This window comes from Chitinophaga sp. CF418 (assembly GCF_900142925.1).
Taxonomy (GTDB): domain Bacteria; phylum Bacteroidota; class Bacteroidia; order Chitinophagales; family Chitinophagaceae; genus Chitinophaga.
In genome coordinates, this window is sequence record NZ_FRCN01000002.1 from 357,468 (window position 1) to 373,149 (window position 15,682).

15 protein-coding genes are annotated in these 15,682 nt (G+C 46.9%); 5 read left to right on the forward strand and 10 right to left on the reverse strand.

Annotated elements, in window-relative coordinates; genetic code table 11:
* Window positions 1–11: 11 nt before the first annotated feature.
* The gene (locus tag F3I09_RS06030) at window positions 12–785 is read right to left on the reverse strand and encodes a GLPGLI family protein (RefSeq protein WP_149694146.1); all 774 of its coding nucleotides are present in this window, start codon (window positions 783–785) and stop codon (window positions 12–14) included.
* 175 nt (window positions 786–960) lie between these two features.
* Between F3I09_RS06030 and F3I09_RS06035 the strand changes: the two genes are divergently transcribed.
* The 5 genes from F3I09_RS06035 (at window position 961) to F3I09_RS06055 (ending at window position 6,081) form a co-directional block, all read left to right on the forward strand.
* A complete protein-coding gene (locus F3I09_RS06035) occupies window positions 961–2,379 on the forward strand; it encodes a sensor histidine kinase KdpD (RefSeq protein ID WP_149694147.1) in 1,419 nt (472 codons plus the stop codon).
* Window positions 2,380–2,390: 11 nt separating this feature from the next.
* Window positions 2,391–3,080, forward strand: a complete 690-nt coding sequence (locus F3I09_RS06040) for a response regulator transcription factor (protein WP_149694148.1) — start codon at window positions 2,391–2,393, stop codon at window positions 3,078–3,080.
* Window positions 3,081–3,094: 14 nt separating this feature from the next.
* Complete coding sequence (gene pheS / locus F3I09_RS06045) at window positions 3,095–4,123, forward strand: phenylalanine--tRNA ligase subunit alpha (RefSeq protein WP_149694149.1); 1,029 nt, start codon at window positions 3,095–3,097, stop codon at window positions 4,121–4,123.
* Window positions 4,124–4,214: 91 nt separating this feature from the next.
* Window positions 4,215–5,075 carry a 3-hydroxyacyl-CoA dehydrogenase NAD-binding domain-containing protein gene (locus F3I09_RS06050; protein ID WP_149694150.1) on the forward strand — a complete coding sequence of 287 codons (861 nt, stop codon included), beginning with the start codon at window positions 4,215–4,217 and terminating at the stop codon, window positions 5,073–5,075.
* Between the two features lie 19 nt (window positions 5,076–5,094).
* Window positions 5,095–6,081, forward strand: coding sequence for an NAD-dependent epimerase/dehydratase family protein (locus F3I09_RS06055; RefSeq protein ID WP_149694151.1), 987 nt, complete (start codon window positions 5,095–5,097; stop codon window positions 6,079–6,081).
* A gap of 3 nt (window positions 6,082–6,084) precedes the next feature.
* On the opposite strand, the gene F3I09_RS06060 is transcribed toward F3I09_RS06055, so the two are convergent.
* The 9 genes from F3I09_RS06060 to ccoN all read right to left on the reverse strand — a co-directional run bounded on the left by F3I09_RS06060 (window position 6,085) and on the right by ccoN (window position 15,664).
* A complete protein-coding gene (locus tag F3I09_RS06060) occupies window positions 6,085–6,759 on the reverse strand; it encodes a hypothetical protein (RefSeq protein WP_149694152.1) in 675 nt (224 codons plus the stop codon).
* A 58-nt stretch (window positions 6,760–6,817) separates the two neighbouring features.
* The gene (locus tag F3I09_RS06065) at window positions 6,818–7,762 is read right to left on the reverse strand and encodes a UDP-3-O-(3-hydroxymyristoyl)glucosamine N-acyltransferase (protein ID WP_149694153.1); all 945 of its coding nucleotides are present in this window, start codon (window positions 7,760–7,762) and stop codon (window positions 6,818–6,820) included.
* Between the two features lie 484 nt (window positions 7,763–8,246).
* On the reverse strand, window positions 8,247–9,605 hold the full coding sequence (gene hemN, locus F3I09_RS06070) for an oxygen-independent coproporphyrinogen III oxidase (protein ID WP_149694154.1): 1,359 nt from the start codon (window positions 9,603–9,605) through the stop codon (window positions 8,247–8,249).
* A 2-nt stretch (window positions 9,606–9,607) separates the two neighbouring features.
* Window positions 9,608–10,324 (reverse strand): sulfite exporter TauE/SafE family protein, encoded by a 717-nt coding sequence (locus tag F3I09_RS06075; protein ID WP_149694155.1) that lies wholly within the window; start codon window positions 10,322–10,324, stop codon window positions 9,608–9,610.
* Window positions 10,325–10,332: 8 nt separating this feature from the next.
* Entirely contained in the window at window positions 10,333–10,770 is a 438-nt protein-coding gene (locus F3I09_RS06080) for a FixH family protein (protein WP_149694156.1), read from the reverse strand.
* Between the two features lie 30 nt (window positions 10,771–10,800).
* A complete protein-coding gene (gene ccoG, locus F3I09_RS06085) occupies window positions 10,801–12,183 on the reverse strand; it encodes a cytochrome c oxidase accessory protein CcoG (protein WP_149694157.1) in 1,383 nt (460 codons plus the stop codon).
* A gap of 27 nt (window positions 12,184–12,210) precedes the next feature.
* The gene (locus F3I09_RS06090) at window positions 12,211–13,305 is read right to left on the reverse strand and encodes a cbb3-type cytochrome c oxidase N-terminal domain-containing protein (protein ID WP_188133706.1); all 1,095 of its coding nucleotides are present in this window, start codon (window positions 13,303–13,305) and stop codon (window positions 12,211–12,213) included.
* Window positions 13,306–13,345: 40 nt separating this feature from the next.
* Window positions 13,346–13,510 carry a CcoQ/FixQ family Cbb3-type cytochrome c oxidase assembly chaperone gene (locus F3I09_RS06095; protein ID WP_089829404.1) on the reverse strand — a complete coding sequence of 55 codons (165 nt, stop codon included), beginning with the start codon at window positions 13,508–13,510 and terminating at the stop codon, window positions 13,346–13,348.
* Between the two features lie 27 nt (window positions 13,511–13,537).
* Window positions 13,538–15,664 carry a cytochrome-c oxidase, cbb3-type subunit I gene (ccoN, locus tag F3I09_RS06100; protein WP_149694159.1) on the reverse strand — a complete coding sequence of 709 codons (2,127 nt, stop codon included), beginning with the start codon at window positions 15,662–15,664 and terminating at the stop codon, window positions 13,538–13,540.
* Window positions 15,665–15,682: the final 18 nt, after the last annotated feature.

Sequence of the window (15,682 nt, forward strand, 5' to 3'; positions counted from 1 at the left end):
TAGTGTCTTATTTAATTCCCGTTTTGCCGCTCACGGAATTTCTGCATCGCTTCACGGCGCATGTCACGCAACTGATCTTCAGTTACTTTTTCTGCATTTGCCGGTAATGAAACATTTGTTGTTACTGGTTTAAAGTCCACCTTGGTAGCAGTAAAGGAACGTCTGTTGCTTTCTGCGGAAAGCACTACGCCATTACCGTCCGGCAACAGGCCATTGATGGGGCTGTAGCTGAAAGGCAGGTCCTGAGTATACCATACGGTGTACTCTTCATTACGCACAGTAACAGTTGCTTTTTTACAACTGTAACCGGCGATCTTCTTAGTCTTATCAGCCAGTTTAGCGTCCTTGGCAGGAGTGTATGCTTCTTCTGCATAGTAAGTCTTAGTGCTATCTTCAGGTTTTGAGAAGACCTGCAGGTATTTCTTTCCGCTAAGGTCTACATACCCGCCGCCGAAGTTACCACGCATACCACCGAAACGGCCACCGCGGCCACCACCACCATTGCCTCCGCCACCGGGTGCGCCATCCGGACGTCCGCCGCCAAAGCCACGACCGCCAAAATCAGGACGATCCGTCTCCAGCTTGCCTTTACCACCAGTGAAGTAGAAGTGCTGATTGAAGGTAATTACCTGCTCTTCTCCGTCACCTTCATTGCCATCACGTTGAGGCATCTTTGCATTTATTTCATAGTCTATCACGCCGGTATTCTTATCCTGCGCAAAGGCCGTCATACCGGTGAAGGTAACCAATGCGACACTGAGGAGTGTTTTTGAAAAGTTCTTCATATGCTCTGATTTTTTTCTGATACAAAAGTCATTATTCGGTTTTCATTTGTTGGTTAAATAGCTTTATTTACTGTTAATTATTGTTAAGGGCATAAGGCGGGTACGTAAGGAACCAATAGCTTTGTACCATACCCCGTTAGCGGGAGCGTACTTAACAGCGAAAAATCGGCAATTTATGCGTCAGCGGATCCGCAACATTCTGATACTAATGTGTGTATGTATACTTGGCATCTATTTCTTCCAGGGATACTGGCTGTACAACTCCTACCATATACAACTCGATCAGTTTAATAAAGACATCAATGAGTCTTTACGGACGGCTGTTTTTAACAAGCAGTTTGCTGATGTACGCCGCTACTTCCGCAACTATGGAAGAGACCGGGATTCCTTCAGAATATCCCGCAATATGTTTCCACCGGGTGATATGCCCAGAGGGCATGACGGGCCTGAGATGCGTGAAGAGATGTTAACAGATACGGTTAAACGCAAAAGGGAACTTCGCTCCAACAACGAGTATGCAGACACATTGGCCAGGCAGATCTCTGATCTCATTCTGTTGAATAACCTGACCAGCGATAGTGTGAAACTGGTCAAACTGGACTCTGTGTTTACTGCCGAATTACATTCCCGTCAGATCCTGACCCCATATGAGCTGGATACTTTTCATATCAGTTTCAACGGGTACAACCGTGAGAGTTTCAGGGACAGTCTGAGAAAGCGACCGCCATTAAAAACGTCCAAAATACCTTTTAACCCGGCCAGTAATCTCTTTGTACAGGCTAAGTTTGAGTCGCCGTTGCAATACATCCTGGCCAAAATGATGTGGACACTGGCGGGTTCATTGTTGTTGCTGGTACTGACCACGATCTGTTTCATGTATATGCTTCGTACTATCCTGAAACAGAAGCGGCTTTCTGAAGTCAAGAACGACTTTATCAATAACATGACGCATGAGCTGAAAACGCCTATTGCTACTGTATATGCGGCGGTGGAAGCCATGCAGAACTTCAATGCCCTGAATGATCAGCGGAAAACGCAGACCTATCTCGACATTTCCAAGCAGGAGCTGCAAAGACTGTCTGACCTGGTGGAAAAAGTGCTGCATATTGCTGCAGAAGAAAGAGAAGAGATCGAATTGTTTAGGGAGGATACCGATATTGGTGAGGTGATGGATAGCATCATTACAAATCATCAGCTGAAAGCCGGCCGCCCTGTACAGTTCCGCTACGATAATCTGTTGGGAGAACAGTCGGTGGACGTGGATAAAACCCACCTTTCCAATGCGATCAGCAACCTCGTAGACAATGCCATCAAGTATTCCGGAGATCATCCGTCCGTATACATCAAAAGCATGCTGGAAGGCGGAAAACTGGTTATCCGTGTAAAGGATAATGGGATCGGGATACCGAAAGTATACCAGGAAAACATCTTTGATACTTTTTTCAGGGTACCTACCGGCAACCTGCATAATGTAAAGGGATTCGGACTGGGGCTCAGTTATGTAAAAAAGATCGTGGCGCTACACGGAGGGACGATCAAAGTACATAGTGAACCGGAAAAAGGAAGTGAATTTATCATACAAATACCAGTTTAACAACTGCAACTATGTCAAAAGTATTACTGATAGAAGATGAATGGCAGCTGGGACAGATCGTGAAAGACAGCCTGGAAATGAGAGGCTTTGAAATGCTCTATGCCGCCGACGGCAAAGAGGGGCTTCGTTTATACCAGGAGCATAAACCGGATGTAGTCGTGCTGGATATTATGATGCCTAATATGGACGGTTTTACGGTTACGACAGAGATCAGGCGGCAGGATAATACCACGCCTATCATCTTCCTGACGGCAAAATCCCAGACCACAGATGTTGTAAAAGGATTTGAACTGGGTGGAAACGACTACCTGAAAAAACCCTTCAGCATGGATGAGCTGATAGTGCGTATAAAGGCCCTGCTGCACCGATTTAAGGAGGCGCCGGAAGCTACCTCCAGCGCTGGCGCCGATGTGATACAGATAGGCCAGTATATGTTCAATTATACGAAACAGACCCTTACCCGGAACAATAACACAGAGTTCCTCTCCCACCGGGAAGCAGAAATACTGCGGCGGCTGTCGGAAAACCTGAACCAGGTAATGGAAAGAAAGACGGTATTGCTTGACCTGTGGGGGGATGACAGCTTCTTCAATGCCCGCAGTATGGACGTGTTTATCACCAAGTTAAGAAGGTATCTGAAGGATGATCCGCGGGTACAGATCGTGAATATAAGGGGGGTAGGGTATAAACTGATCTTTTAATTATCTTTGTCCCTATGGACCAGATAGAACAGCAAATAGCTGCCTACAAACAGGAAATAACAGCATTCGAGCCCGCCACGGCTGCGGATCTTGAACAATACCGCATTAAATTCCTCGGAACAAAAGGAATCGTGAAAGCTATGTTTGGCGAAATGAAACAGGTGCCAAATGAGCGTAAAAAAGAGTTTGGACAGGTACTGAACGGCTTTAAACAGCTGGCGGAAGAAAGGTATGCTCAGTTTGAGCACCTGAAAGACGGCGTCGCTGCAACAAGCACCGATGCAGACCTGACACTGCCGGCAGAACCACACCGGCTGGGTACCCGCCATCCTATAAGCGTTGTCAGAAATAAGATCATCAGCATATTTGAACGTCTGGGTTTTGCCATAGCGGAGGGACCGGAAATAGAAGACGACTGGCACAACTTTACAGCATTGAACCTGCCGGAAAATCACCCTGCACGTGATATGCAGGATACCTTCTACATCAGCAAAAATCCGGACTGGCTGCTGCGTACCCACACCTCATCCGTACAGGTAAGGGCGATGGAAGCAGGTAAGCTGCCTATCCGTATTATCTGTCCGGGCCGTGTGTATCGTAATGAAACCATCTCCGCCAGAGCGCACTGTTTCTTCCACCAGGTGGAGGGGCTGTACATTGATGAGAATGTATCATTTGCTGATCTGAAACAGACATTGTACCACTTTGTGAAGGAGCTGTTCGACGAAAATACCCGTATCCGTTTCCGTCCTTCCTACTTCCCTTTCACTGAGCCAAGCGCTGAGATGGATATATCCTGCCAGATCTGTGGCGGTTCAGGATGTAATGTATGTAAACATACCGGTTGGGTAGAGATCCTGGGTTGTGGTATGGTGCATCCTAAAGTGCTGGAGAATTGTGGTATCGATCCTGAGAAATATACCGGTTTCGCTTTCGGGATGGGTATAGAACGTATTACCATGCTGAATTACCAGATCAAAGACCTTAGACTGTTCTCCGAGAACGATACCCGGTTCCTGGAGCAGTTTGAAGGAGCGCTTTGACGACTGAAACGATATTGTTGCAAAGGAGAAAACGTGCGTTTGTAAATCCGCCGTTTTCTCCTTTGTCTTTTTACCCCGATAAATTCCCCGTATGATCACAGCTGACCAGATTAAAACGATTGCTGTATGTGGCGCCGGCACAATGGGCGCCGGTATTGCACAAGTAGCAGCAGCAAGCGGTTTCCGTACTATATTGTTTGATGTACAGGCAGCAATGCTTGAAAAAGCGCAGCAACAGATCTCGCTGCAGCTGGAGAATGGCGTAAAGAAAGGTAAGATGAGCGCAGCAGAGAAAGACGCCATCCTTGAACGGATAACTTTTACCGCTCAGGTGGAAGACTGCCGGGCTGAATTGGTTATAGAAGCAATCGTTGAAAAGCTCGAAATAAAAACCACATTATTTAATCAGCTGGCCGCCATCAATACACCCACTACCATACTTGCAAGCAATACATCTTCCCTGCCGGTAAGCGGTATTGCGGCTGGAATAGATCATCCGGAGCGGGTGGCTGGCATGCATTTCTTCAACCCTGCGCCGGTAATGAAGCTGGTGGAGATTGTCAGGGGGAAAGATACTGCGGCGGATGTTGCGGAAGTCTTATACACGCTGTCACAACGTCTGGGAAAGACGCCTGTAATGGTGCAGGATACCCCCGGATTTATCGTGAACAGGGTGGCCCGGCACTACTACCTTGAAGCCATGCAGATAGCCGCAGAAGGCGCCGCAACATACAAAAGTATAGACCGCCTGCTGGAAAGCGCAGGATTCCGTATGGGGCCTTTTGCCCTGATGGACCTGATTGGCAACGATGTGAACCTGGCCGTGACACGCTCTCTTTATGAGGCTTACAACGGGGCTCCCCGCTTTGCTCCCAGCCCTCTGCAGATAGCAAAGGTGGAGGAAGGCGCATTAGGGAAGAAAAGCGGGAAGGGATTTTATAATTATCTTTGACGCAAACGGGACTTATTTCATGAATTTAGTTACGGGTGGCACAGGTTTTTTAGGCAGTCATTTATTACGTAAACTGGTGAATGTCGGACAGCCGGTACGGGCATTGTACCGTGCAGCAATTCCTCCGCAGGTAGAAGATATTCGGCACAAAATAGAATGGATACAGGGCGATGTACTGGATGTCTGCGCCCTGGAAGATGCTATGCAAGGGGTAGATAAAGTCTATCACTGTGCAGGAGTGGTGTCTTTCCGTCCCGGTGAGCAGGAACGGATGATGAAAGTGAATGTGGAAGGGACTGCCAATGTGGTGAACCTGTGTATCGACGCTGGCGTCAGAAAGCTGGTACATGTTAGTTCCACCGCAGCACTGGGCAGGGCAAGAGTAGATGGCATACTTGATGAATCCAGTGAATGGCGGGAAGGCAGTAACAATTCCAGGTATAGCGTGAGTAAACACCTGGGAGAGATGGAAGTCTGGAGAGGAATGGCAGAAGGACTGGATGTTGCCATTGTTAACCCGGGTATTATACTGGGCGCAGGTTATTGGGATGACGGTTCCGGTATGCTGATAAAAAACGCCTGGAAAGAGTTTCCGTATTATACAGAAGGAGTCAACGGCTTTACTGATGTACGCGATGTGGCGGAAGTCATGTTCAGGCTGATGGAAAGCGATATAGAAGGGGAACGTTTCGTGCTGACAACTGATAACTGGAAGTACTATGACCTGTTTAAGGAAATGGCACAGCAGCTGGGGAAAAAGCCGCCTCATAAAGCAGTAAAACCCTGGATGGCGGAAATAGTATGGAGAGTGGAGGCCTTAAAAAGCAAGCTATCCGGTAAAAAGGCACTGCTGACAAAAGAAACGGCCCGGACTGCACAAATGAAGGTCTACTATAGCAATGAGAAGATCCTGAAGGCATTGCCGGGATTCTCGTTCACACCATTACAAACATCAATCGCTGATATGTGCCAGGTCTTCCTGGAGCAGAAGCGCCGGCAGTCATAGATCTTATCTGACAAGGAGCGCACCTATAGCAGCAACTAATACCGGTTGGAGGGACTTTCCCTCCATCTCCGCGCTCATCCATACACGAGGACGTGCACCGGTAACGACAGCCGCCACTACCTGCCGGCGGATGTGAAATTCATAACAAATATTCTCATAAGAGTTTTTAGTCCCGAACCGGTTATGGGCTGTAATACGTACCTCATTATCTGCTGATTGCAGGATGCCTGCCGGTTTGTTCTCATTAAGTTCCAGGTAGTTCACATCTTTCAGGATGATCTCCCACCGTTTTAGAGGCTCATTTTTCGTCCCGTTGATCAGTATGTAGGAGAACACTGCAGTTGCTGGCATATTGTCCAGAAATGAGGGCAGAGAATGCTCGGAAAAAGCAACATGCGTAGCCTGTATAACTTGTATCAGGATGTTCTCATCCCTGCCGCTTACCCGGATATTGAATGGGTTCAGGGGATCTTTGATAAAGCTGACGGCCGCCGCATCAGCTATCCCATTTTTCCGGGAGGAGGTAGCGTACTGACCAAAGGAGATCGTTCTGGCGGTGAACCATCCGTCACTGATCTTAACAGGCCATTCCTGTGCGGACGTATAAAGTTCCTCCTGGGCAGATACATTGGTATAGCCGCCAATCAGAAATATCAGGGTAAGAAGACTACGGAACATAGAGAAGCGCTTAAACAAAAAGGCTCCATGTAACACATGAAGCCTTTGAAATAATATATCAATTGCCATACAGTTTTTGCCAGATCTCAGGAATACGTTTGATCCAGTTTATTTCCTTCATTTTAACTTTAGCATCTTCTACAGGAGAACCAAAGTATACCTTACCTCCTTCCAGGGAAGAAGGTACACCACTTTGCGCCAGTACAACAGCACCCTTCCCGATAGTAAGGTCTTTGGAAACACCTACCTGTCCCCAAAGGATCACATTGTCTTCTATATGAGCCTTACCGCCCACACCTACCTGACCGGCAAAGAGACAGTTACGGCCGATAACGGTGCCATGTCCTATATGGATCATGTTATCGAATTTCGTGCCACGGCCTATGATGGTATCTCCACTTACGCCTTTGTCAATGGTACAGCCGGCGCCTATTTCAACGTCATCTTCAATGATCACCCTTCCGCAGCTTTCCATTTTATCATACATCACCTCTCTGTCAGCCCGTTTTTTGAAGTAGAAGGCATCCGCACCGATAACAGTACCTGCATGGATGATTACGTTGTTGCCGATAATGGAATTGTCGTAAATAGTTACGTTGGGATGAATGATACAATTGGTACCGATAGTAACATGGTTACCAATGAATACATTTGGCTGTATGATAGTCCCCTCGCCTATTACAGCAGAATCGCTGATGGGGTTGGTGGCTGGTTCAAAAGGACGGAAGCGTTTTACCAGTTTCACATAAGCACTGAACGGATCGTCTAGCACGAGTAACACTTTACCTGGAGGGCAAGCTACTTTTTTATTAATGATGATAATCGTAGCTGCTGATTTCAGGCAGGCATCATAGTACTTCGCGAAGTCCACAAAAGAGATATCACCTGGTTCAACCTTATGGATCTCATTGATGCCGGTGGCCATCAACGTATCGTCGCCTTCCAGCGCTGCGCCTATGAATGCTGCTATTTCCGTTACCGCGATCGGTTCATTAAACTTCATGTTTTCTGTTGTTTAGAGAAGCAAAGGTAGTAGAGAATACGATATGATTGTTCACCCGTTTTGGTTTCATGAAGAAGAGAAATGAAGTTTTAACGCTTCGTTGTGACTGTTGTTATCCACATTTTTTTTAGTGTGTGAATAAAAAAGTTTGCATTTTTTTTCTTTTGTGATGAAATTCTTTTTAATATTGTGTAGGGAATTTTTGTTCCCTGTACTTACTAACCCATTCACATAACAAGAAAGTCTGATTGTAAACACGGTCAGACTTTTTTAATGCCCCGTGAAATCCTTTCCCTGCAAGTGTTTCCACTGATTCAGCTATCTCTTTTTTATCTCTTCAGATAAGAACAAGCAACCGCTTGTTATAACCTGGCATACCAGCGGTTTATAAATTCCATTTTCTGGAAAAACACACCGTCTTTCAGTAACTGAATTTAAACGGATGTAAAGTGATAAGAATGAAGTGAATAAGCTGCGAAAAAGCTCAGATGGCAGTGCTGAACAGTTGAGATTGTGGCAGCTTTCTCCATAAGCGGGCATCAAAAGCCATACATATGTTGCGGATAAAAGGCCTACCCTTCCCGCTAACAGATACTCCATCTTCCGTAATATGTACCAGCCCGTCTTTCTCAAGCTCCTCAAGCCTTTGGAGGCTTTCTGTAATGATAGTACTTCTGCTGTCTGTCTCGCTCAGGGTGGTCTTAAAACTGCACATAAGGTCATGAATATGGCGACGCAATAATAGATCTTCCTCATCCAGGATATGACCACGTACTACAGGGAACTGTCCGCTGTTCACAAGCTGTTGCCATATAGCGATCCGTTTTTCATTTTGTGTATATGCATACCAGCTGTCTCCTATGGAGGAAGCCCCCAGACCGATCATGAGTGAAGTATGCTGATCGGTATATCCCATAAAGTTCCTGTGTAATGAACCCTGATTGCAGGCATGGTACAAGCTGTCATGAGGCAGGGCAAAGTGGTCCATCCCGATCTCTGTATACCCATTTTCTGCGAACAGTGTTTTACCCAGTTCATAGAGGGCTCTCTTCTCTTCATCTTTGGGAAGATCTGTCTCAGAGTAACGCCGTTGCCCTACTCCCTTTACCCAGGGAACATGTGCATAACTGTAAAAAGAAATCCTGTCCGGCCTTAACTGCATTACTTTATTAATCGTATCTCCTACACTTGCCATGGATTGAAGGGGTAAACCATACACCAGGTCATAGTTGACAGAGGTATAACCGATCGCTCTTGCGGTGGCGGTAACCTCTGCAACCGTTTCATAGGGTTGTATCCGGTTAATGATGTCCTGTACTCGTGGATCAAAGTCCTGGATACCCAGGCTCATACGGCGGAAGCCAAGGTTATAAAGCGTCAGCATATGCGCCTTCGTGGTGTTGTTCGGATGGCCTTCAAAACTAAGTGTGGCATCAGGCAACAGGTCGGCATGCAGATATATACGGGAAAGTAAGTTGTGCAGGTTCTGTGGACTGAAAAAAGTGGGAGTGCCTCCTCCCAGATGTATCTCCCTGATGCGGGGACGTTCCTCAAACAACTGCAGATAAAGCTCCCATTCATTGAGAATGGACTGTATATAAGGGGCCTCTACGCCATGATTAACAGTGATGTGTTTGTTGCATCCACAGTAAGTACATAATTGTTCACAGTAAGGCAAATGTATATAAATACTGATCCCTTCAGTGTGGTTAGTAGCGCGGAATGATTGCAGCAAAGTCTGCTTCCAGGTATTGATATCGAAACGCTGTTCATCCCAGTAAGGGACGGTCGGATAACTTGTATAGCGGGGAGCAGCGGTATTATATTTTCTGATAAGTTGCATGTTCAGGATGGTTTAAAGCAGTGTACAGATACTTTTTCGCCGGGGGTAGTCAGGAATGGGCTGACATATGGAATATTCAGATTAAGCCCGCGCATAATGAGCAGAACGGCCATAATAGTGACAACATATGGGATGCAGCGGCGTAAACGGTTACGGAGGCGTATACTGATAAGATCGTTGCACCAGCTAAGCGCGATCATCGCAGGAAGGGTACCCATACCAAAGGCCGCCATGAAAAGAGCGCCCTGCAGTGAACTACCGGTAGCTACAGCCCCGGTGATGGCAAACCATACCAGGCCACAGGGCAATAAACCGTTCAGAAAGCCGATAGCATACAATGTATGCTGTTGCTGGCGGCGAAGCAGATTGCCCAACATTGTTTTGATATGACGGGTATAAAAACCAGTATTCAATGAGTAGCGGGTATGACGGAAACCATATTGCAACACAATTAGCAACAACATTCCACTTCCCAGCAGAATAGACAACCATTGCTGCAGGCCTCCCAGGAAGAATTGCCTGCCCAGCCATCCGGAAGCAAGGCCTAAGCCGGCATAAGCAGTAACCCTTCCTGCATTATATAGCAGGATGCCCACCTGCTTGCGCACACCCTCCAGATGTTGCACTGGTAGTGTGAGCGCAATAGGCCCGCACATACCGATACAGTGAAAACTACCAATGAAGCCCAGCGATAAGGCATACAGAAATGTCAGGAACATAATCTGGTTCAGTTAACGGTTACAAAACTTTCCTGATAATAAGACTTCCCTCTGGCCTCCCATTGCAATTGTACCCGGTAATTGCCTTTCTGAAATCTTTCCTTATTCACCAGCACCAGCCCGTTCTCATCAGGCTGTAGCGGCAGGGAAACGTCCTGGCGGGAATCTGATGCGCGGTAGAACAACACATTACCCTTCAGGGGAATGCCCTGCATTTCAGCGGGGAAAAGAATGCCTACAGACTTATCTGACTGGTTGATGCTGACAGGAGCAGAAAGAGAAAGTGCTTCTCTCCTGCCGTCAATCACCTGCTGATATTTCAGCTCTTCTGCATAATAATTGGGCGTAACCATGTCTATGCGGGTACGCATACTTTTAGTTACCAGTGTGAGTATACCCACTGCAAAAAGAACGAATACGATAATGATTTTATGACCCCAGTTCATGAGTTGAATGTTTTGATGAAGGATATACAATTACTGCGCAGGTCCCAGAAAGGTGGTGCTGATGCTGCCAGCCTTTTTATCGCCTGCATACAGTGTGATATGTAAAGCAGTTTTACGTTTTTTAATAGCCGTGCGGGGTAATATCACGAAGAAGATCCCCTCGCCCTGTTGTTCCCCTTTTACCAGTATCTGCTGATGGCCAAGCAGTTCTATTTTTCCCGGCGCATCTTCCAGCCGGAGCCTGAGAGGAATATCGCTGGCTGTTTTGTTGACCAGTTTGATCCTGTAAAGATTAGAGATGCTATCTACTCCCCTTTCCTGGTACAGCATTCCTGCTGTCCGGATGATAGTCCCGCTCACAGGTTTCCGGCTTACCAGCATCCAGGTGATGGCTGTAAGCAGTATCACCAGCACGGAACTGTACAATTTAAGCCTCGTGGTAAAGCGTAAAGGTTGTTTGTTGGCGATACCGTTCTCTGATGCATAGCGGATGAGATGAAGCGGGCGTCCTGTTTTTTCCATCATGAAGTTGCAGGCATCAATACAGGCAGTACAGTTTACACATTCCAGCTGTGTGCCATTACGGATGTCTATACCGGTTGGACATACCTTTACACATTGATAGCAATCAATACAATCGCCCAGGTTGTTGTCTACTTGCTTTTTGAAATGGCCGCGGGGTTCTCCTCTTGTATAATCGTATGCTACCACCACTGAATCCCTGTCCAGCAACACACCCTGAAGGCGGCCATAAGGACATACAACGGTACATACCTGTTCCCTGAAGAAGGCAAACACACCATAGAACACGCCGGCAAAAACGATCATGGTGGCAAGGCCGGTGGTGTGTTCCGTAACAGGACCTGTTATTATTTCAAGTAAACTGTTGATGCCGATGATATATGCCAGGAATGTATTGGCAATCAGGAAGGACAACATATAGAAGACAACATGTTTGCTGGTCTTTCTAACAATCTTATCCGTGTTCCAGGGAGCTTTGTTTAAAAGCTTCTGGGCAGATGCGTCGCCTTCTATCCAGTATTCTATTTTGCGGAAGAGCATTTCCATGAAGATAGTCTGGGGGCATGCCCATCCACAGAACAAGCGGCCGAATGCCATGGTGAATACTACTATGAAGAGGATGAAAGCCACCATGGCTAAGCCGAATATAAAGAAGTCCTGTGGCCAGAATATAGCGCCAAACAATATAAACCTGCCTTCCACGACATTGAATAAAAACAAGGGCCGGCCATTCAATTGAATGAATGGGCCGGCAAAAAACGCAAGGAAATAAAGGAAGCTTAGCACACTCCTCGCGTTATAGAGTTTACCTTTCGGCTTCTGGCTATATATCCAGCTACGTTTCCCTTGTTTGTCAACCGTCGCCAGGCTGTCTCTGAACGATTCTTCCATCACAAATATGTTTTACTTAAATCTGGTCTATTCTTTTTCTAATGTGCCCTGCGACTCTTTCGGATTAGGCGGATTTGAGCCATGTATACTCTTGATAAAACTGGTCAGCTGCGCCAGTTGCTTGGGAGAGAAATCGTCTTTCCATGACTTCATCCCCTTCTCCGGTACGCCATATTTGATAGTGGTGAACACAGCTTTCACCTGTCCTCCATGCAACCAGTAATCATCTGTGAGATTAGGCCCCACAACACCCTGACCCTGAGGTCCATGACATGGCGCACAGTTGCTGGAGAAGAGCTTCTGTCCGGCGGCAATATCGTCGCCACCAGTCAGCAGTGTTACATTGTTTTCATCAATATTGTTAGCTGCATTTTTAAGGTATTCTTCTTTGGCCTCTGCTGCTGACGCTTCTGCAATGGCCAGTTCTTCAAGCTGCGATGGTGCGGAATGTGCTATCTGGAAGCGCCAGACATAAACAACAGCAAACACAATACTGCAGTAGAAACCCCATCTCCACCAGGGCGGTGTTGGGTTGTTCAGCTCACGGATGCCGTCATAGTCATGTCCCATGTCCTCTTCCATTTCTGAAGCAGCATCCAGTGTTTTGGTTTTGTTGAGCTTTTCAAACCAGTGTACCACAGGTTTGCCGGGAGCCGCTACCTTCTTTCTCCTTTCTATACCTAACAGTACACGTAGTGCATACAGGAGGGAGATAATGATCAGGATCTCCAGTGAAATAACAGTGACCAACAGGTAAAAAGAAGTATCAGATAATCCGCTGATGATATTGGTGACAGCAGGTTTGGCAGCTTCTGCTGCATCCTGTGCCAGCAGGTTGTTAGAAGAAAGTATACCTAGCACCAGGATAGCTATGGAAACGATCGCTTTACTTTTTTCACTCTTTACTCTTTCCCTGTAGATCTCCATGGCGTTGAGTACCGCACTGCCCAGTATACCAATGGTGATCAGCAGACCGACAATAACCGTCAGCAGTACAATAACCACAGGATGGCCCAGCTCTGATGGCGGGGTGGGCTTGTACTGTGCTGCTGCCGGCAGGCTATTCAGCAGGCATAGGATAAAAAGGAATGAGCCTGTTATAGTGATTGATTTCTTGTTCATAATGTTGCGATTAGGAAATGATAAAATAAGCATGCCGTGATCAGCGGTCATCCAGCGGGATGTTCCGTATATGGTCTATCATGCCTTTATCAGCCTTGAATGCCCAGAATGCCGCCACCACAAAGAATATGGTGAATATGCACAGAGAGGCCAGTGGGTATATACTTACACCTGTAATAGATTGCAGGTAATTGATGAATTTCATATCTCCTAAGATTTATTATTTATCAGATTATTTTTTCTCTGCAACCACAGGATTTTTGATATCAGCGCCCAGACGTTGGAGGTAAGCAATAAGCGCAACGATCTCTTTATCTGGCGCTACTTCCAGCTTGTCCTTCTTTAATGTAGCAGCTATTCCTTCCGCCTGTTTGCTCATATCTGCATTGGCCTGTGCTTCATATCCTGCGGGATATGGAACACCCAGTTTGCGCATGGCGTTGATCATAGCAGGTGTTTTTGCCTTATCTACTTTATCATCAAATAACCAGGGATATTGTGGCATAATGGAACCCGGTGACATAGATGTAGGGTCCAGCATGTGATTGTAGTGCCATGAGTGAGGATACTTCCCTCCTATCCTGGCCAGATCAGGCCCGGTCCTCTTTGAACCCCATTGGAAAGGATGGTCGTAAATAAATTCGCCGGCTTTGGAGTATTCACCGTAACGCGCTACTTCATCGCGGAAAGGACGGATCATCTGTGAGTGACAGGTATAACAACCTTCGCGGATATACACATCGCGGCCGTGTAATTCAAGCGGTGTGTATGGTTTTACGCTGGTGATAGTAGGAATATTGCTTCTTACAAGGAAGGTAGGAACCATTTCGAGAATACCTCCTATTGCTACTACTACCAGACTGAAAACGGCCAGCTGTATTGGTCTGCGTTCGATCCAGTTGTGCCAGTGGGCTTTACCGTGTGTATGTATCACCTTTGGCAATGGAGCTGCTTCAGCAGGTTCATTTGCTACAAATGAGCCACGGCGCACTGTTTTAGCCAGGTTGACGATCATCAGTACCACTCCACTGATGTACAGCACACCGCCTACTCCACGCAGCGCATACATCGGAACGATCGTATTCACTGTTTCGAGGAATTGGAATTTTAATTGTCCTTCCGGTGTAAACTGTTTCCACATCATGCTCTGTGTGAAAGCGGCCCAGTATAATGGGATCACATAGAAGATGATACCCAGTGTACCCAGCCAGAAGTGCGTATTCGCCCATTTACGGGAATATAGTTCAGTGGTGAAAAGACGAGGTAATAACCAGTACAGGATACCGAATGTGAGGAATCCGTTCCAACCCAGTGCACCAACGTGTACGTGAGCGATTGTCCAATCGGTATAGTGACTGATAGCATTCACATTCTTCAGGGAAAGCATGGGGCCTTCGAATGTAGCCATGCCATAGCAGGTCAGCGCTACCACAAAGAATTTCAGGATGGCATCTTCTCTTACACGGTCCCATGCGCCACGCAGGGTGAGCAAGCCATTCAGCATACCGCCCCAGGAAGGTGCAATCAGCATAATAGAGAATACGGTACCAAGGGATTGCGCCCATTCAGGTAAGGCCGTATATAAGAGGTGATGTGGTCCGGCCCAGATATAAATAAAGATCAGCGCCCAGAAGTGAATGATGGACCAGCGATAGGAATATACAGGTCTGTTGGCCGCCTTAGGTACGAAGTAGTACATCAATCCCAGGTAAGGGGTGGTCAGGAAAAAGGCCACTGCATTATGTCCATACCACCATTGTACCAGGGCATCCTGCACACCCGCATACCAGGAATAACTTTTCAGGAACGATACCGGCATCTCAAATGAGTTCACGATATGCAGCATGGCAATAGCCACCCACGTGCCGATATAGAACCAGATAGCCACATACAGGTGAGCTTCTCTGCGGCGAAGAATAGTGCCCAGCATATTCGCTCCGAACACCACCCAGATCAGTGTAATGGCGATATCAAAAGGCCATTCCAGCTCTGCGTATTCCTTTCCTGTAGTGCAGCCAGCCAGTAAGGTGACAGCACCTCCGGCAATGATGGCCTGCCATCCCCAGAAATGGATCTTACTCAATACATCGCTGAACATGCGTGTTTTGCACAGGCGTTGTAATGAATAATACACACCCATGAAGATGCCATTGCCCACGAAGGCGAAAATGACAGCATTGGTGTGTACAGGCCTTAAACGGCCAAATGTTGTAGGTGCGTAACCCAGGTTAAGGTCGGGCAGCACCAGTGCCAGTGCGGCCCACAACCCGGCTAACATACCGATCAGCCCCCAGCCGATACAGGCGTATGCAAACCATTTCACGGTACGGTTATCGTACGAAAACTTTTCGAGAGACATGTTTGTTCAATTACGAAT

What these genes read in the sequence shown, in the direction of transcription:
- F3I09_RS06030 (WP_149694146.1), bottom strand. Translation starts at nt 785, where the DNA reads ATGAAGAACTTTTCAAAAACACTCCTCAGTGTCGCATTGGTTACCTTC.
- F3I09_RS06035 (WP_149694147.1), top strand. Translation starts at nt 961, where the DNA reads ATGCGTCAGCGGATCCGCAACATTCTGATACTAATGTGTGTATGTATA.
- F3I09_RS06040 (WP_149694148.1), top strand. Translation starts at nt 2,391, where the DNA reads ATGTCAAAAGTATTACTGATAGAAGATGAATGGCAGCTGGGACAGATC.
- pheS (WP_149694149.1), top strand. Translation starts at nt 3,095, where the DNA reads ATGGACCAGATAGAACAGCAAATAGCTGCCTACAAACAGGAAATAACA.
- F3I09_RS06050 (WP_149694150.1), top strand. Translation starts at nt 4,215, where the DNA reads ATGATCACAGCTGACCAGATTAAAACGATTGCTGTATGTGGCGCCGGC.
- F3I09_RS06055 (WP_149694151.1), top strand. Translation starts at nt 5,095, where the DNA reads ATGAATTTAGTTACGGGTGGCACAGGTTTTTTAGGCAGTCATTTATTA.
- F3I09_RS06060 (WP_149694152.1), bottom strand. Translation starts at nt 6,759, where the DNA reads ATGTTCCGTAGTCTTCTTACCCTGATATTTCTGATTGGCGGCTATACC.
- F3I09_RS06065 (WP_149694153.1), bottom strand. Translation starts at nt 7,762, where the DNA reads ATGAAGTTTAATGAACCGATCGCGGTAACGGAAATAGCAGCATTCATA.
- hemN (WP_149694154.1), bottom strand. Translation starts at nt 9,605, where the DNA reads ATGCAACTTATCAGAAAATATAATACCGCTGCTCCCCGCTATACAAGT.
- F3I09_RS06075 (WP_149694155.1), bottom strand. Translation starts at nt 10,324, where the DNA reads ATGTTCCTGACATTTCTGTATGCCTTATCGCTGGGCTTCATTGGTAGT.
- F3I09_RS06080 (WP_149694156.1), bottom strand. Translation starts at nt 10,770, where the DNA reads ATGAACTGGGGTCATAAAATCATTATCGTATTCGTTCTTTTTGCAGTG.
- ccoG (WP_149694157.1), bottom strand. Translation starts at nt 12,183, where the DNA reads ATGGAAGAATCGTTCAGAGACAGCCTGGCGACGGTTGACAAACAAGGG.
- F3I09_RS06090 (WP_188133706.1), bottom strand. Translation starts at nt 13,305, where the DNA reads ATGAACAAGAAATCAATCACTATAACAGGCTCATTCCTTTTTATCCTA.
- F3I09_RS06095 (WP_089829404.1), bottom strand. Translation starts at nt 13,510, where the DNA reads ATGAAATTCATCAATTACCTGCAATCTATTACAGGTGTAAGTATATAC.
- ccoN (WP_149694159.1), bottom strand. Translation starts at nt 15,664, where the DNA reads ATGTCTCTCGAAAAGTTTTCGTACGATAACCGTACCGTGAAATGGTTT.